Source organism: Pseudomonas pergaminensis, assembly GCF_024112395.2.
GTDB lineage: Bacteria > Pseudomonadota > Gammaproteobacteria > Pseudomonadales > Pseudomonadaceae > Aquipseudomonas > Aquipseudomonas pergaminensis.
In genome coordinates this window covers 6,455,667-6,471,750 of record NZ_CP078013.2, presented here as the reverse complement: position 1 = coordinate 6,471,750, position 16,084 = coordinate 6,455,667, and the positions used below count along the sequence as shown (strand labels likewise).

Genomic DNA, 16,084 nt, shown 5'->3' with positions numbered 1-16,084 from the left:
GGCAGCTCATCAGGAAACAGCGTCGAACGACAGCGAATTTTTGATCAACGCCCAGTGCGCTGCCTCGGCATCCCCAAGCTTGTCGGCCTTCACGTAACTCAAGGCGAGCATCTTGCGCGTACCCGGTAGCACCAGCGCCAGCTGATACTGGAACACCTTGTCATTGCCCTTGTTGAATTGGCTGCGCAGCTCGATGCCTTCCACCTCTTGGGCCGCGCCCAAACGCACGTCGACACCGGGTTGATAGCGTAAATCCTGCACCTGTTTTTCCAGGCGCTGGAGTTGGTCATTAAAATTGCTGTGCAGGGTTTCACCCTCGGCGAGCAAGCTGCGACTGACGATCAGTGAAGTCCCCAGTTCCGGGAACTTGAGGATATTGATCGTCGCGTCCTGCAGCTCGCTGGCCGGCAGTTGGAACTGGAATTCGTTAATTCGATACGTCATGAAAACAGGTCTCGTCAGGAGCTTTTAGGCGCGGGGAACGCGGCTTTGATATTGGCGTCGATGGCGCCTTTCTGGCCCTGGCCATCGGGCGTGGCGCCGGGGCCGCCGCCGTTGTTCAGGTGCAGTACGCCGCCGGTGTTGAACTCGGCATCGCCGCTGGCATAGAAGCTGATCTGCACGCCGGTGAGGTTGATCTGCCCGCTGGCGTTCAACTCCAGGATGCTTTCACCGCAGACCAGGCGCAGGTTTTCGCCCACCTCGATCACATAGCTCTGGCTGATGCTGTCGGTCTTGCGCTGGCCCACCGAGAGGATGTCTTCCTGCTTGACGATGCGCAGGCGGTTGTTGCCGATGGTCACCGTCTCGTTGTGGCCGATGCTCTTGTTGCGGTCATGTCCCACCGAATGGCTCTCATCGACCTCGACCACGATGTCCTGATTACGCTCGGCATGGATATACAACTGCTCCAACCCCTTCTTGTCCTCCATACGGATTTCATTGAAGTTGGCCGGCGTGCCGCCCTTGCTCGAACGGCTTTTCATGCCGCTCTGGGTGGCGTTTTCCGGCAGGTCGTAAGGCACGGTCTGCTCGGCGTTGTAGACCCGTCCGGTGATGATCGGCCGGTCGGGGTCGCCCTCAAGGAAGCTCACAATCACTTCCTGGCCAATCCGTGGAATCTGCATCGAGCCCCAGTTCTTGCCTGCCCAGGATTGCGACACACGAATCCAGCACGAGCTGTTTTCGTTGGACTGGTCGTGGCGGTCCCAATAGAAATGCACCTTCACCCGGCCGTACTGGTCGGTCCAGATTTCCTCGCCTTTGGGGCCGACCACCAGCGCGGTCTGCGGGCCTTTGACGATAGGGCGGTGGGTGCTGGCCAACGGGCGGAAGCTCTGCTGGGCGTCGATGCAGGTGAGGCTGCTTTCGAACTGTGCCGAGCCCGAACCGCCGCCGCTTTCCAGGCTTTCCTGGACGATGTAGTAGCGGCAGCCGACGATCAGGTATTCGCGGTTCTGGTCCTGGCGGCTGAAGCCGGTGAGGCTGAACAAATGGCCCGAACCCAGGCCACGGGCATTGCCGCTGAACTCGATCTGTTCATGCAGGGTCTGCAGGGCTTCGATGCGGGTGCGGGCATAGTGTTCGCCGTCCTCGCTCTGCACGTAGGTGCCGGGGTAGTCGTACAGCGGGTAGTCGCCGGCGGTGTGTGGGCGCGGCATGGCCGAGCGTACGTCGATGCTGGCGCTGGGGCGCTGGAAATCGTAGTCGTTGAGCTCCAGCGAGCCGGGCTGCACCTCCTGCGCCAGGTGCCAGTTGTGCATATGGTCGCGTTCGCGTTGCTGCTCGTCCTTGGGGTAGTACGGGATCGACGCGTAGCCCGGCACCGTGGTGTGGGCGCCGTAGGCATCGGCCAGCACCAGTACATGGCGGTCCTGCTCATGGCGGAAGAAGTAGTAAATACCTTCCTGCTCCATCAAGCGGCTGACGAAATCGAAGCTGGTCTCGCGGTACTGCACGCAGTATTCCCACTCGCGGTATGGCCGGCTCAGGGCGTCTTCGAAATCGGAAAAACCCAGGTCACGGAACACCTGCTTGATGATCTGCGGGATGCTCAGGTTCTGGAAAATCCGGCAATCGGAGGTACGGCTGAGCAACCACAGCCAAGGGCGCAGCGTCACCTGATAACTGGCGAACTGGCCCTGATCGATGTTCTGGCTGCACCGTGCGACGATGCCGTGGAAGTGCCGCTCGCCACCGTCCGCCAGTTGCAGGCCCACGCTCATGGGTTTGCCGAGCAACTGGTTGAGATCGATGTTGGCGTCCAGGGACGTCAGTTGCAGCTCGTAGTTGAACAGCCTGCCCAGCTCTTCACCGCCACCCATTTCATTGAGCAACAGCACATCCGGCCCGAGGGGGCTGGTGATTTTGGCCAGGCGTGAGGCTTGGTTGAATAGCATCGGTTAACCCGTAAATGTCGTTGTACCTGACGAAACCGCATCAAAATGTGGGAGCGGGCTTGCTCGCGAAGGCGGTGAATCAGTCGCCGGATGTGTCAACTGACACATCGCCTTCGCGAGCAAGCCCGCTCCCACAGTTTTTACCGCATTTCTTCAGGTCAATCGTTGAACTGGTAGTGCAATTCATTATCCCGGCTGCTGATACGTACACCCGCCAGCGCCTTGCCTTCGAGCATGCGCGTGAGGAATTCACGGCTCATGTCCGGCAGCAGGCTGTTGGTGAGGATGGTGTCGATCATGCGCCCGCCACTTTCGGTCTCGGTGCAGCGCGAGACGATCAGGTCGACCACCGCGTCGTCGTAATCGAAAGCCACCTTGTGGGTGCTCTCTACGCGCTTCTTGATGCGGTTGAGTTGCAGGCGGGTGATCGCCTTGAGCATCTCGTCGCTCAGCGGGTAGTACGGGATGGTCACCAGGCGGCCGAGCAACGCGGGCGGGAAGATTTCCAGCAGCGGCTGGCGCAAAGCCTTGGCGATTTCTTCCGGCTCCGGCACGTTCGCCGGGTCTTTGCACACATGGGAGATCAGCTCGGTGCCGGCGTTGGTGGTCAGCAGGATCAGGGTGTTCTTGAAGTCGATCACCCGGCCTTCGCCATCTTCCATCACGCCCTTGTCGAACACCTGGAAGAAGATCTCGTGCACGTCCGGGTGGGCTTTTTCCACCTCGTCCAGCAGCACCACGCTGTAGGGTTTGCGCCGCACCGCTTCGGTCAGCACGCCGCCCTCGCCGTAGCCGATATAGCCCGGTGGCGCGCCCTTGAGGGTCGACACCGTGTGGGCTTCCTGGAATTCGCTCATGTTGATGGTGATGACGTTCTGCTCGCCGCCGTACATGGCTTCGGCCAGGGCCAGGGCAGTTTCGGTCTTGCCCACGCCGGAGGTGCCGGCCAGCATGAACACGCCAATCGGCTTGCTCGGGTTGTCGAGGCCGGCGCGGGAGGTCTGGATGCGCTTGGCGATCATCTGCAGGGCATGGTCCTGGCCGATGATGCGTTTTTTCAGGTGCTGGTCGAGGTTGAGCACCGTCTCCAATTCATTGCGCGCCATGCGGCCCACCGGGATGCCGGTCCAGTCGGCGACCACCGAGGCCACGGCCTGGTAATCCACGGTGGGCAGGATCAGCGGGGTTTCGCCTTGCAGGGCGGTGAGGCGCTGTTGCAGGTCGACCAGTTGGGCGCGCAGCTCATCGTTGCCACTGTCCACCACGCCCGCCTTTTCACGCAGCGTTGCACGGGTGGCTAGCAACTCGTCCACCAAGGTTTTCTCTTCAGCCCAGCGGCTTTCCAAGGTCGCCAGACGCTCACGCTCAGCGCTCAACAGCGCCTCGGTGTTGGTTTGGCGCGCACCAATCGCAATACCGATGGCATGCTCACGGGCGATGATTTGCAACTCGGTTTCCAGCGCTTCGATGCGGCGCCGGCTGTCGTCCACTTCGGCCGGCACCGCGTGCAGGCTGATGGCGACGCGAGCGCAGGCGGTGTCCAGCAGGCTCACGGATTTGTCCGGCAGCTGGCGCGCCGGGATGTAGCGGTGGGACAGCTTCACCGAGGCTTCCAGGGCTTCGTCTAGGATCTGCACCTGGTGGTGCTTTTCCATGGTCGACGCCACACCGCGCATCATTAGCAGCGCCTTGTCTTCCGACGGCTCGGCGACTTGCACCACCTGGAAGCGACGGGTCAGGGCCGGGTCTTTCTCGATGTGTTTCTTGTACTCGGCCCAGGTGGTCGCGGCCACGGTACGCAAGGTGCCACGTGCCAAGGCCGGCTTGAGCAGGTTGGCTGCGTCACCGGTGCCGGCGGCGCCACCGGCACCCACCAGTGTGTGGGCTTCGTCGATAAACAAAATGATCGGCTTGGGCGAGGCCTGCACGTCTTCGATGACCTGGCGCAGGCGCTGTTCGAACTCGCCTTTCATGCTCGCGCCAGCTTGCAGCAGGCCCACGTCGAGGCTGCGCAGTTCCACGTCTTTCAAAGCTGGCGGCACGTCGCCGGCGACGATACGCAGGGCGAAACCTTCGACCACGGCGGTCTTGCCCACCCCGGCTTCACCGGTGAGGATCGGGTTGTTCTGGCGACGACGCATAAGAATGTCGACCAGTTGGCGGATCTCTTCATCACGGCCAACAATCGGGTCGAGTTTGCCGCTGCGGGCCTGTTCGGTCAGGTCCACGGTGAAACGCTTGAGCGCTTCCTGCTTGCCCATCGCACTCGGCGCCATGGCACCGCTGGCTTCACCTGGCACGGCGCCGGCGTTGAAACCATCGCTGGCGCTCAATGCGTTTTCCGGCGAGTCCCCAACGTATTCGTCAAAGCGTTCGCTCAGGGCCTCGGCCTTGATCTTGTCGAACTCGGCAGACAAACCCAGCAGCGCATGGCGCAGGCTCGGGGTCTTGAGAATGCCGAGCACCAGATAGCCGGTACGCACCTGGCTTTCACCAAACATCAGGCTGCCGTAGACCCAACCGCGTTCCACGGCTTCTTCCACATGGGAGGACAGGTCGGTGATCGACGTCGAGCCACGCGGCAAACGGTCCAGCGCTTCGGTCAAGTCACGGGCCAGGCGCGCCGGCTCCACGTTGAACTGACGGATGATGCGGTGCAGGTCCGAGTCCTGCAATTGCAGCAACTGGTGGAACCAGTGGGCCAGTTCCACATACGGGTTGCCCCGCAGTTTGCAGAACACGGTGGCGGCTTCGATGGCCTTGTAGGCCACGCTGTTGAGTTTGCCGAACAGTGCGGCGCGACTGATTTCACCCATGCTCTGGATTCCTTGAGGTGGTGGCGTGATCGGCGTAATGCCGGGCCAGGATTAGGTCGTTGGCGTCATGCTCGGGCTTGCCGAGCCAAGTATTGAAGCCCAGGCGGAACTGACCATTGAGTTGCAGCGCCGGGACTTCGGGTTGTTGCAGGACCAGGTTAAGGTCCCAGTCCAGTTCGTGGCCCAGGTACTCCGCCACCCAGGCCACCAGCTCGTTGAACGGCTGGTGGCCGGGCAGCATGCCCATGTAGTCATCCAGCGTGAGCGGGCCCAGGCGAATGCGGAATTTGTGTTGGCGGTCCCACACAAAGCTGCCCAGGCAAAAGTCCACGCCCAGGCGGTTGGCACTTACGCTCACGCGGCTGCGCTCGGGCAGCTCCAGCCATTGGCCGACGTACTCTTCGATCTCCACCGGCAGGCCGAAGTACTCGCCGAGAATGGCTTTCAAGCCGTCCGGGTAGCGGGTTTGCGCCGAGAGGTGGCCGCTGTAGTGCAGCTTCGCGGTATCCGGGATTAGCCCCTGATTCAGCAGGCTTGGCATGCCACGGCCACTCAGTGCGGCGAGGCGTGCAGACCAGTAGTCATCGTCCGGGCGGTCGTGGCTGACCGTCGGCCTCGCTTCAGCCCAGGCCCGGTAGAACAGGCTCAGCAGGCGATGGTGGAACACATCCAGGAACTGTTTGCTGGTGCTGTCGGCATTGTTGCGCTGACGCTCGCGCACGTACTCGGTGATGTGCAGCGGCAGCGGGCCATTGGGGCCGCCAAGGCCAAAGAAGAATTGCTCCAGCCGCGCCGGTTTGCCGTCGCCACCGGGATCGACCGAGGCCAGTGTGGCCGGCGCAAAGGTGCAATCGGCCTGTTGCCCCAGGCGCAGCGGGTCATCCGCCAGGCGCAGGGAATGGCCCAGCCGCGGCAGGTCTGGCGATTCGCACTCGATACGGCGCAGCGCCTGGAAGAAATCGTATTCCCAGGGCTCCTGATGCATCGCATCCAGGGTACTCACAGGGTCGGACGACGTCCGGGCTTGGCTTTCCATCGCATGATCTCGCCGCGTTCGGTGGTACGGATCACCGTCTCGGTAAAACTGTTGATCGACACGTAGCGTGCCAGGAAGCGTTCCAGCACCGCACCGAGCAGGAACACGCCGGTGCCGCGAAACGCGTTTTCATCGAATTCCAGGGTGATCTCCAACCCGCGCCCAAACACGATCGGGCCGGGCATCGGCAGGCGGCGGGTCACCGCTTTGCTGCTGACGTCGCGCAGGCCTTCGATCTGCAATTGCAGCGCTGCATCGTTGCTGTCGCCATACAGGCGCAGCAGTTCGCGCAAGGCCGCAGCGCCCTGGCCCTGTTCGCTCAAAGACAGATAATTGAGCGACAACTGGCTGATCAAGCGCCAGGCCTTGGCGTCATGGGCGTGGCTGGCGCGGGGACGGCTCGGGCCTGCGACACAGCGCACGGCCAATACCGGGGCGCTGTCGGCCAGGGTGAAGTCGGTCTTGCCGTTGCCAACACTCATGAACAGCGGCAGGTCGCGGTTGGTGCACAGCGCCGTCACGCCGAGTTGGCGCAGGTCGTGGCGGTAGGGCGCTTGCCCGCTGTCCACCAGGCTGACAAAGGTTTCACTGCCCACGTACGTGGAGCGTGGGCCGTTGCGACGCTGGTCGCTGGACAGCACGCGCGGCTCGCGGCGCACGGTGTAATAGGCCTGGTCGCGGCCATAGCGCGACGGGTCGCGCACCGCATAGAACGGCAAGAACGGCTGCTCCGGCCCGGTGCCATGGCCGGTGATGCCACTCAGCGAATGAATCTCGAAGTCCATCGGCCGCGTGCGGTCGGCGATCACATGGTGTTCGTTGACCCGGTCGGACAAGTGGATGCGGTCTACGCGCTTCGGGAACAGGTTGATCGCCGGGGTGCAGAACGGCAGGAACTGCGCCGCGCCAACGCTGCCTTCCAGGCTCGGTTCGTGGCGATCGAACAGCACGATCAGTTCCAGCTCCTGGCCGTCGCAGCGTTTGACTGCGCGACTCAGCTCGGCGAACTCGACGAACAGGTAGCGGTGGGGCAGGGCGAAGTATTCCTGCAGCAGGCGATAGCCCTGGAAGGCACGCGCGACCACCGGCATGGCGGCGTCAGCGTCGTCAAAACCCCGGGAACGCAACGCATCCTGCGGCAGGCGCTCGACCCAATCGCCACCCGGCTTGCGTGCAAACACCGCACAGGCATTGCCCAGCAGTTGCTCGTAAAGGCGGAAGGGTTGCTCGTCGGCCCCGCTGAGGTACAGCGGCAGGTTATCCAGGTCGAGGCTGTTGAAGGGCAATTCGGCGCCGGTACGCAGGGTCAGGCGCAGGCCAGCCTTGGCTTTCGGCTCACTGGCGGCCAGGCGTCCCAACACGGCGGCGGGGTTGCCGAAGTATTCGGCACTGCTGACCTGCAGCGGCCACAACGTCACCGGGTGTGCAGTGCGGTACTCGCAGCACGTCTGGGTTTCACGGCCCAGGGCGGCACGCAATACCGTGTCGCGGGGCAGTGGGAAACCGCTGGTCAGGGAGCCCTCATCGGGATCGGTCTGCAATTGCACCACGGTCATCGACGGCGTCGGCGCCAGGTAGTGCGGGTAGGCGATTTCCAGCAGGTTATGGGTGAAGGTCGGGTACTCGGCGTCGAGCTTGAGTTGCACGCGGGCGGAGAGGTAGGCAAAGCCTTCGAGCAAGCGTTCGACGTACGGGTCGGCGCAGTCCATACCGGACAGGGTCAGCCGACTGGCGATCTTCGGGTATTCCTTGGCAAACTCCGCGGCGCTTTCGCGCACGTGGTGCAGTTCCTGGTTGTACAGCTCCAGCAGGCGCGGGTTCATGGGCGTCTCCGCTGGTCGGCGTTGACCACACGCACATGGCCGGATTCCAGGTCGAGGTCGGTCTGCAGCAACAGGCGCAGCGGCACCGGCTGGGCCCACAGGTCGCCTTCGATTTCGAAACTCAGGGCGTTGTGATTCATCTCGCCATGGCCGACACGGGCTTTGACCCGCAAGGTATGGCGCAGGATGCGCGGTTCAAAGGTGGCGATGGCCTGGTAGATCAGGGCTTCCAGGGCCTTGATATCCACGCTTGAAACACTGTTGCCTGCCAGCGCCGGCAGGCCGTAATTGACCACCGAAGTGCCGGCCGGGGTGTGCAGCGTGGCATCGGCATCGAGCAACGACGTGGTGTTGAGCAGCCACGCCAGGTCGCGCAGCACCGAGGCTTTCAATTGGGTCAGGGACAGCACGCGTTTGTCGGCGCTTTCCTTGGGGTTGGTCGGGTCGTCGTCAGTCAGCCGGTCCAGCAGGGACGGTTGCAGACGGTCGCGGGAAGCGATTTCAGTTACCACCAAAGCAGCTCCACGGACGGGGTGTGAGGGGGACGGTTGTTGAGCGGGGAGGCCTGGGGCCGTGGCGGGGAGCCACGGCCGCCAGGGCTATCAGCGCTTGGTGTTGGAACGGATGTTCCAGCCAAACTTGATCGCGCCGCCGTCTTTGGTGCCGTCGGCTTTCTGTGGCTGGTAGTCGACCATCACTTGGGCAAAGTTCAGGGTGACGTTCTCGGTCAGACGGTCATCGGTGCCCGAACCGCCCGTGCTCAGCGAGGTGACCAGCACTTCTTCCAGGTTGATCACCATGTACTCGACCTGGCTTTCGCCACCGGCCTTGCGCACGGTCAGCTTGACCTTGTCGATGTGCTTGCCGCTGGCACAGTGCATCATCAGGTTCGGCGAGGCCTTGTCGACGTACTTGGTCAGCGACAGGTCTTGGATATTCACCTTGCCCGCGCCGCCGCCACCGCCCACGTGCATGTTGCCGGACTGGGCCATGCCCCAGCTCCAGTTCAGCACGTCGATTTCGTCCTTGTGGGCCTTGTCCATGGACTCGCCCTTGATGTCGCCGATCTTGATGAAAATATCAACAGCCATGTTTTCTCCCTGTGTGGACTCAGCCACGATATTTGTTTAAGCCCAATGGGCAATGCTGTTCTGTGGGAGCTGGCTTGCCTACGATTGCTTCGCCGCGGTCTGACTGGCAGACCGCGTCGTGTGCATCGCGGGCAAGCCCGGCTCCCACAGAAGAGCCGGCTCATTCGTGGTTATGCGCTTTTCGCCGAAGGCAGCTTCGATACCAGGCGCAGCGACACGGTCAGCCCTTCGAGCTGGTAGTGCGGGCGCAGGTAGAACTTGGAGTTGTAGTAACCCGGGTTGCCTTCCACTTCTTCCACGATCACTTCGGCGGCAGCCAATGGGTGCTGGGCCTTGGTGGTTTCGGTGGAGTGCGCTGGGTCACCGTCCACGTAGTTGAGGATCCAGTCCTGCAACCAGCGCTGCATCTCGTCCTTCTCTTTGAAGGAGCCGATCTTGTCGCGCACGATGCACTTCAAGTAGTGGGCGAAACGGCAGGTGGCGAACAGGTACGGCAGGCGCGCGGCCAGGTTGGCGTTGGCGGTGGCGTCCGGGTCATCGTATTCGGCCGGTTTCTGCAGCGACTGCGCGCCAATGAACGCGGCGAAGTCGGTGTTTTTCTTGTGCAGCAGCGGCATGAAACCGTTCTTCGCCAGTTCCGCTTCACGGCGGTCGCTGATGGCGATTTCGGTCGGGCACTTCATGTCCACGCCACCGTCATCGGTAGGGAACGTGTGGGCCGGCAGGTTTTCCACTTCGCCGCCGGACTCGATGCCACGGATGCGCGAGCACCAGCCGTAGTGCTTGAACGAACGGTTGATGTTCACCGCCATCGCGTACGCGGCGTTGGCCCAGGTGTACTTGGAGCTGTCGGCACCGTCGGTGTTTTCTTCGAAGGCGAAGGCTTCCACCGGGTCGGTCTTGGCGCCGTACGGCAGGCGCGCCAGGAAGCGCGGCATGGTCAGGCCGATGTAGCGCGAGTCTTCCGATTCACGCAGCGAACGCCAGCCCGCGTATTCCGGGGTGGTGAAGATCTTGGTCAGGTCGCGCGGGTTCGACAGTTCCTGCCACGAGCCCATGCCCATCACAGTCGGCGAAGCGGCAGCGATGAACGGGGAGTGCATGGCGGCGCAGACTTTCGACAGCTCGCCCAGCAGTTCGACATCGGGTGGCGACTGGTCGAAGTAGTAGTCGCCTACCAGGCAGCCGTACGGCTCGCCGCCGAACTGGCCGTATTCTTCTTCGTACATCTTCTTGAAGATCGGGCTCTGGTCCCACGCAGTGCCCTTGAATTTCTTCAGGGTCTTGTGCAGGTCCGGCTTGGAGATGTTGAGCACGCGAATCTTCAGCTGCTCATCGCTCTCGGTGTTGTTGACCAGGTAGTGCAGGCCACGCCAGGCGCTTTCCAACTGCTGGAAATCCTGGTGGTGGATGATCTGGTTGACCTGGGCGGTCAGTTTGGCGTCGATGGCGGCGATGATCGATTCGATCGACTTGATCGCGTCATTGGACACCAGGTCCGTTTGCGCCAGGGCCTGTTCGGCCAAGGTGCGCACAGCGGTTTCCACGGCTTCGCGGGCGCGCTCGGTCTTTGGCTTGAATTCTTGCAGCAGCAGGTTTGCGAACTCGCTGGCTTCTTCGGTCTGGGTCCCCAGGATCTGGGTGCCTTCGCGGACGGTATTGTTAGTCATGATTACTGGTCCCCTGCAGGCTTGGGCGCGCTGGCAAGTGCCTGGAGCAGTGCCGGGTCCTTGATCGCCTTCATGATGATTTCTTCAGCGCCCGTCTTGCCGTCCATGTAGGTCAGCAGGTTGGCCAGCTGGGTGCGGGCTTCGAGCAGTTGGTTCAGCGAGTCGACTTTGCGCGCCACGGCGGCCGGGCTGAAGTCGTCCATGCTTTCGAAGGTGATGTCCAGGCTCAGGTTGCCTTCGCCGGTCAGTTCGTTGGGCACGTGGAACGCCACGCGCGGCTGCATGGCCTTGAGGCGCGAGTCGAAGTTGTCGACGTCCACTTCAAGGAACTTGCGGTCGGCCACCGGCGCCAAAGGCTCGGCGGGCTTGCCGGCGAGGTCGGCCATCACACCCATCACGAAGGGCAGCTGGACCTTTTTCTCGGCGCCGTAGAGCTCGACGTCGTACTCGATCTGCACTCGAGGCGCGCGGTTGCGCGCGATGAATTTCTGAGAACTTTGCTTCGCCACGTTGCTGCTCCTGGTCGCTTGAGCGACGGTGTTGTTACTGCGCAATCGGGCGGCTTACTCGCCGTCCGGGCCACGCAGGTTTTCAAATTGGGACATGCCGTCGGGAATCAGATTGCGCACGATGGCCGCGAAGTCGGCGTGTACCAGATTCTTGGCCCGGTTCAACAGCACCGGCAGCGGGCTCGAAGGCTCGTGCCGGGTGTAGTACGCAAGGATCTTGTCGAGGCTGCGCAGCACATCGTCGCGGCTGGCGATATCGCCAACGGGGCGCGGTGCTGCGGGGGCGGCGGCGAAGTCGACCGAGGGGGCATTGTCGTCACTGACGGCCTCGGGTTCGCTGCTGCCGGCGGTGCCTGGCACCGCTTGGTTGAGTATCTGCAACGCCTGCTTGAGCGGTTGCTTCAAGGCACTGAGGTCCACGCCCTGGGCGGAACCGACCTGATCGTTGACCTGTTGTTCGATCGCTTCGCACGCTGCACGCGCTGCAACCAGGGCGTCGCGAGTGGCTTGCAATTGCTCGGGGTCGCTGTCGAGGAACGCGGCATTGAGCTGCTGGGCGCCGAGTTGTTCATCGGGGAAGCTCAACAGGCCGCTGGCGTTGAGCGCCGCGCGCAGGGTTACCGGACCGAAGGTGCGTGAGCGCGTGAGGATGCTTTCGCGCAGCAGGCGGATGTTGGTGTCGCAGGTCAGGCCGGTGAGGGCGTTGATGCGCACGGTGGGGTCGTTATCGTCGTCAGCGTCCAGGCGCGGGTGCAGGTCGGCCCAGTAGTCGCGCAGCAGGGCGTCGATCAGCGTCAGGGCTTCGGCCAGGCCGGCCACACCCTGGAGGGCGAGGGCGCTTTGCAACAGGAAATGAGTGATGCGCAGGTCTTTGCTGCGTGCGAGCAAGTCGAGGCTTTGCTGCTGGATGCTGCGCCATTCCGGCGGTTCAGCGGGCAGGATGGAGTCGCCCATGCTGCGCTCGGGTTGGCCCTTGGCATCACGCTCCAATTGCAGAAATTGCGCGTCATATTCCATGTCTTCGCCACAGGGCGAAGTCGCGGAAACGGCGGTGAGCAGCAACGGCACATCCACTGAATTTGATCTCCCTATCAGCCCGTTAGAAGGCGGGCAATTCATGCATTAGTTGCGCGAGGAACTTTGCATGTTTTCTTGGTCATATAAGCAAGATGCCACTAATGTGCCATCACTGGTATTCAAGAAGTTGTGCATTTTTGGTGTAGTACTTAGGGCTTGTCAAGGTAAGCTATTCGCCCTCTGTGACAGATGTGCGGTGCTTAACAACCTGTGCGACTGGTGGGTCGAACGACGCACCGGGACAGGATTTTTGTCATAGAGCCCAGTTAAGATCAGCGATCATGCTGGCATTGGCAGGTTTTAGATGGTCGATTGCTCGACCTGATGGGGATACCCCGGGAAGCGCTGTCCCGGGAATCGACCGCGCGCGAAGTATCAGCAAGGAGGCAAGATGTCGCTGTGTTTGACTATCACTAGTTATCACAAGATTACCCCTGGGCAGTGCTCCGAAAAGTCCATGAATCAGGGCGCGATGGCTATCGGCCGCAGCTCGGATAATGACTGGGTATTGCCTGATCCAGAGCGCCTGGTGTCCTCGCAGCATTGCGTTATTCAATACAAAGATGGCCGTTATTATTTAACCGATAACAGCACAAATGGTGTGGAGTTGGTTAAAGCCGGTATTCGTATGCGCCGGGGTAATAGTGAGCTGTTGCAAGATGGTGAACTGATCCGCATCGGCGATTACGAGATCCAGGCGCGCATCGACTTCAATGTGCAAGCCATCGACAGCCAGCCGTTTGCCGGCGATGCACCGAACAGTTTTGAAGCGCTGATGGGCGCTGTGGTGAACACGCCCACGCCAGTCGCCACGCCGGTGATTGCGCCGCAGTTCCAGGGGGCGTCCTCGATGGACACGCTGCCGGACCTGTTTGATTTCCTCAGCCCCACTGCCGTGCCACCGCCCACCGCGCCGGACCACGTACCTTCCGAGCAGCACGACTTCCGCCCGCCGACGCCAGTCGCCATGCCTGTGGCCGAGCCGCCTGTGGTGTCGGGCGCGGTGATCCCCGAAGACTGGGACCTGTTTGGCGATGCGCCTGCACCTGTTGTCAGTGCTCCACCACCGCTCTCTCCACCACCGCCGACTCCACAGCCAGTCATCCCGTCGCCACCCGTGGTCGAGCCTGTGCTCCCCGTGGCAGACAGCCAACAACCCGATCTTTTGCAAGCCTTCCTGCGCGGCGCGGGCCTGGACCAATTGCGCCTGGACAAAGCCCAGGCCGAGGCCCAGATGGAAAGCATCGGCCGCAGCTACCGCCTGATGGTCGAAGGCCTGATCGACGTGTTGCGTGCCCGTGCCAGCCTCAAAGGCGAGTTCCGCATGCAGCAAACGATGATCCAGCCCGCGGAAAACAATCCGTTGAAATTCGCCCCCAATGCTGACGAAGCGTTACTGCTTTTGCTTCGTCACGGCAACCAGGCGTTTATGGCACCGGACCTCGCCGTGCGCGACAGTTTCAACGACCTGCGTGCCCACCAGTTGGCAGTGATGGCCGGCGTGGAAGCGGCGATCAAACACTTGCTCAGCCGCTTCGAACCGGCGCAATTGGAAGAACGCATGGGCAAGCCCGGCGGGCTCTCAAGTATTTTCAACGGCTCACGCCAGGCGCAGTACTGGCAGCAGTTCACCGAGCTCTACAGCAATATTTCCCGCGAGGCCCAGGAAGATTTCCAGGACCTGTTCGGCCGCGAATTCAGCCGGGCCTACGAAGAGCACAGCGCACGACAGCGTCGGTAAAACCGCGCCGCAACACATGGATTAACGGATAGCTAAGTACGTCATTGAGGACGCAGGATGATTCCCAGATTTTTACTCGCAGCCGCCACCTTGCTGCTGCTGACGGCGTGTGCCAAAGACGCCGCCAAACCCGAAACAGCCGCCGAGGCCGACGCGGATACCGCCGCCGTCGAGCTGCACTTTCATGCGATCAGCGGGCTTAACCCCGGCGCCAACGGCCAGGCCGCCCCGGTGCGGGTGCGTATCTTCGAGCTGAAAAACGCCGCCACCTTTGCCCGCTCCGATTACTTCGCTCTGGCTGATCGGGCGCAATCGACCCTGGGCCTGGACCTGCTGGACCAGGACGAAGTGATGGTGCAGCCCGGCGAGCAACTGAGCATCCAGCGCGACCTCGACCCCTCCACGCGCCAGATCGGTTTGCTAGTGGGCTATCGCGAGTTGGACCGCGCGCAATGGCGCACGGTGATCAACGTGCCCGCGCGCCAATACACCGAATATCAGATCAGCCTCGATGTACGTGCCGTGCGCGCTGACGTCGTGGTCACCCCATCCAGCCCTGCCCAATAAGAAGCAATCGGAGCCCCCATGTCCTGGAACAATCGCGTGGTCTGGTCGGAAGGCATGTTCATCGGAACGCAGCACTTCCAGCAGCATGACCGTTACCTGGAAAACCTGATCGACGCCCGTAGCCGTCCGTTATCCGCCGGCGCCTGGGGTTTTTCCGAGTTGCTGATCGACCAGGGCCTGCTGGCCCAGGGCAAGCTGGCAATCGTGTCGGCACGCGGCCTGCTGCCAGACGGTACGCCGTTCAACATCCCCCAGGACGACCTGGCGCCGAGCCCGCTAAACATTGACGACAACCTGCGCGACGGCCTGGTGTACCTGGCCCTGCCGCTCAAGCGTGCCGGCGCCCGCGATACCGTGGAGGAAGGCGAAGCCCTGGAAGCCGCGCGTTACGTGAGCCAGGTCCGTGAAGTGCGTGACGACAACGCACCGTTCGAAAACCGCGCTCCGGTGGCCGTGGGCTCCCGCGCCCTGCGCCTGCTGACCGCCCAGGATGGCATCAGCGATTACGCCGCCATCGGCCTGGTACGCATCAAGGAAAAGCGCGCCGACCGTGCGCTGGTGCTCGACGACACCTACATTCCGCCGGTCCTGGACGTCGCCGCGAGCAAGCCGCTGACCGCGTTCCGCAGTGAATTGCTCGGCTTGCTGCACCAGCGTGGCGAAGCCCTGGCGGGGCGGGTAGTCGCGTCAGGCGCCGGTGGCGCGTCGGAGATTGCCGACTTCATGCTGCTGCAACTGGTCAACCGTGCCCAACCGCTGATCCAGCATTTGAGCCAGTTGAGCCCGCTGCACCCGGAGCGCTTCTTCAGTGAATTGGTGAGCTTGGCCGGTGAGTTCTCGACCTTCTCGACCTCGGGCCGCCGTCCCCAGGAATACCCGCAATACCAGCACGACGACCTGGCCCTGAGCTTTGCCCCGGTGATGGCCGCGCTGCGTGAAGCGCTGTCGATGCTGATCGACAGCAAGGCCACGCCAATCCCGATTGTGGAGAAAGCCTACGGCGTGCACGTGGCGATGCTGGCCGACAAGACCCTGCTCGACAACGCCAGTTTCATCCTGGTGGTGCGTGCCGATGTCCCCGGCGAAACCCTGCGCGCACGCTTCGGCCAGCAGAGCAAGGTTGGTTCGGTGGAGCACATCCGCGACCTGGTCAACCTGCAACTGCCGGGCATCACCCTGTTGCCTCTGCCCGTGGCGCCGCGCCAATTGCCGTACCACGCAGGCTCGACCTATTACGAGCTGGATCGCGGCAGCGAGGCTTGGCAACAGCTGGGCAACTCCGGTGGCTTCGCCTTCCATATCGCCGGGCAGTTCCCGGGCTTGAACCTGGCCTTCTGGGCGATCCGAGGATAATC

At 62.4% G+C, this 16,084-nt stretch carries 13 protein-coding genes; 3 read left to right on the top strand and 10 right to left on the bottom strand.

The annotated features are described in order from the left end of the window. Nucleotides 1-9: 9 nt before the first annotated feature. The 10 genes from KUA23_RS29590 to tssA form a co-directional block, all read right to left on the bottom strand. Nucleotides 10-444, bottom strand: a complete 435-nt coding sequence (locus tag KUA23_RS29590) for a DcrB-related protein (protein ID WP_021492582.1) — start codon at nt 442-444, stop codon at nt 10-12. 14 nt (nt 445-458) lie between these two features. Beyond that, nucleotides 459-2,399: a type VI secretion system Vgr family protein gene (locus KUA23_RS29585; RefSeq protein ID WP_099493233.1), complete on the bottom strand. Its 1,941-nt coding sequence runs from the start codon at nt 2,397-2,399 to the stop codon at nt 459-461. 158 nt (nt 2,400-2,557) lie between these two features. Next, the gene (gene tssH / locus KUA23_RS29580) at nt 2,558-5,215 is read right to left on the bottom strand and encodes a type VI secretion system ATPase TssH (protein ID WP_078050759.1); all 2,658 of its coding nucleotides are present in this window, start codon (nt 5,213-5,215) and stop codon (nt 2,558-2,560) included. Further along, on the bottom strand, nt 5,208-6,251 hold the full coding sequence (gene tssG / locus KUA23_RS29575) for a type VI secretion system baseplate subunit TssG (protein WP_078050758.1): 1,044 nt from the start codon (nt 6,249-6,251) through the stop codon (nt 5,208-5,210). The genes tssH and tssG overlap by 8 nt, the downstream gene beginning before the upstream one ends. After that, complete coding sequence (gene tssF / locus KUA23_RS29570) at nt 6,215-8,074, bottom strand: type VI secretion system baseplate subunit TssF (protein ID WP_078050757.1); 1,860 nt, start codon at nt 8,072-8,074, stop codon at nt 6,215-6,217. The genes tssG and tssF overlap by 37 nt, the downstream gene beginning before the upstream one ends. Beyond that, nucleotides 8,071-8,586, bottom strand: coding sequence for a type VI secretion system baseplate subunit TssE (tssE, locus tag KUA23_RS29565; protein WP_005792513.1), 516 nt, complete (start codon nt 8,584-8,586; stop codon nt 8,071-8,073). Before tssE ends, tssF begins: the two co-directional genes overlap by 4 nt. Nucleotides 8,587-8,676: 90 nt before the next feature. Beyond that, the gene (locus KUA23_RS29560; protein WP_005792512.1) at nt 8,677-9,165 is read right to left on the bottom strand and encodes an Hcp family type VI secretion system effector; all 489 of its coding nucleotides are present in this window, start codon (nt 9,163-9,165) and stop codon (nt 8,677-8,679) included. A 170-nt stretch (nt 9,166-9,335) separates the two neighbouring features. Continuing rightward, nucleotides 9,336-10,835: a type VI secretion system contractile sheath large subunit gene (gene tssC / locus KUA23_RS29555; RefSeq protein ID WP_252993235.1), complete on the bottom strand. Its 1,500-nt coding sequence runs from the start codon at nt 10,833-10,835 to the stop codon at nt 9,336-9,338. A 2-nt stretch (nt 10,836-10,837) separates the two neighbouring features. Next, on the bottom strand, nt 10,838-11,344 hold the full coding sequence (gene tssB / locus KUA23_RS29550) for a type VI secretion system contractile sheath small subunit (RefSeq protein ID WP_010207547.1): 507 nt from the start codon (nt 11,342-11,344) through the stop codon (nt 10,838-10,840). A gap of 54 nt (nt 11,345-11,398) precedes the next feature. Further along, the gene (gene tssA, locus KUA23_RS29545; RefSeq protein ID WP_078050755.1) at nt 11,399-12,418 is read right to left on the bottom strand and encodes a type VI secretion system protein TssA; all 1,020 of its coding nucleotides are present in this window, start codon (nt 12,416-12,418) and stop codon (nt 11,399-11,401) included. Nucleotides 12,419-12,812: 394 nt separating this feature from the next. Between tssA and tagH the strand changes: the two genes are divergently transcribed. Genes tagH through tssK form a run of 3 tightly spaced genes read left to right on the top strand, consistent with a single transcriptional unit; the run spans nt 12,813 to nt 16,082 of the window. Continuing rightward, a complete protein-coding gene (gene tagH / locus KUA23_RS29540) occupies nt 12,813-14,162 on the top strand; it encodes a type VI secretion system-associated FHA domain protein TagH (RefSeq protein WP_078050754.1) in 1,350 nt (449 codons plus the stop codon). A gap of 57 nt (nt 14,163-14,219) precedes the next feature. Beyond that, nucleotides 14,220-14,729 (top strand): type VI secretion system lipoprotein TssJ, encoded by a 510-nt coding sequence (tssJ, locus tag KUA23_RS29535; RefSeq protein WP_078050753.1) that lies wholly within the window; start codon nt 14,220-14,222, stop codon nt 14,727-14,729. A gap of 18 nt (nt 14,730-14,747) precedes the next feature. After that, on the top strand, nt 14,748-16,082 hold the full coding sequence (tssK, locus tag KUA23_RS29530) for a type VI secretion system baseplate subunit TssK (RefSeq protein WP_078050752.1): 1,335 nt from the start codon (nt 14,748-14,750) through the stop codon (nt 16,080-16,082). The last annotated feature ends 2 nt before the right edge of the window (nt 16,083-16,084 follow it).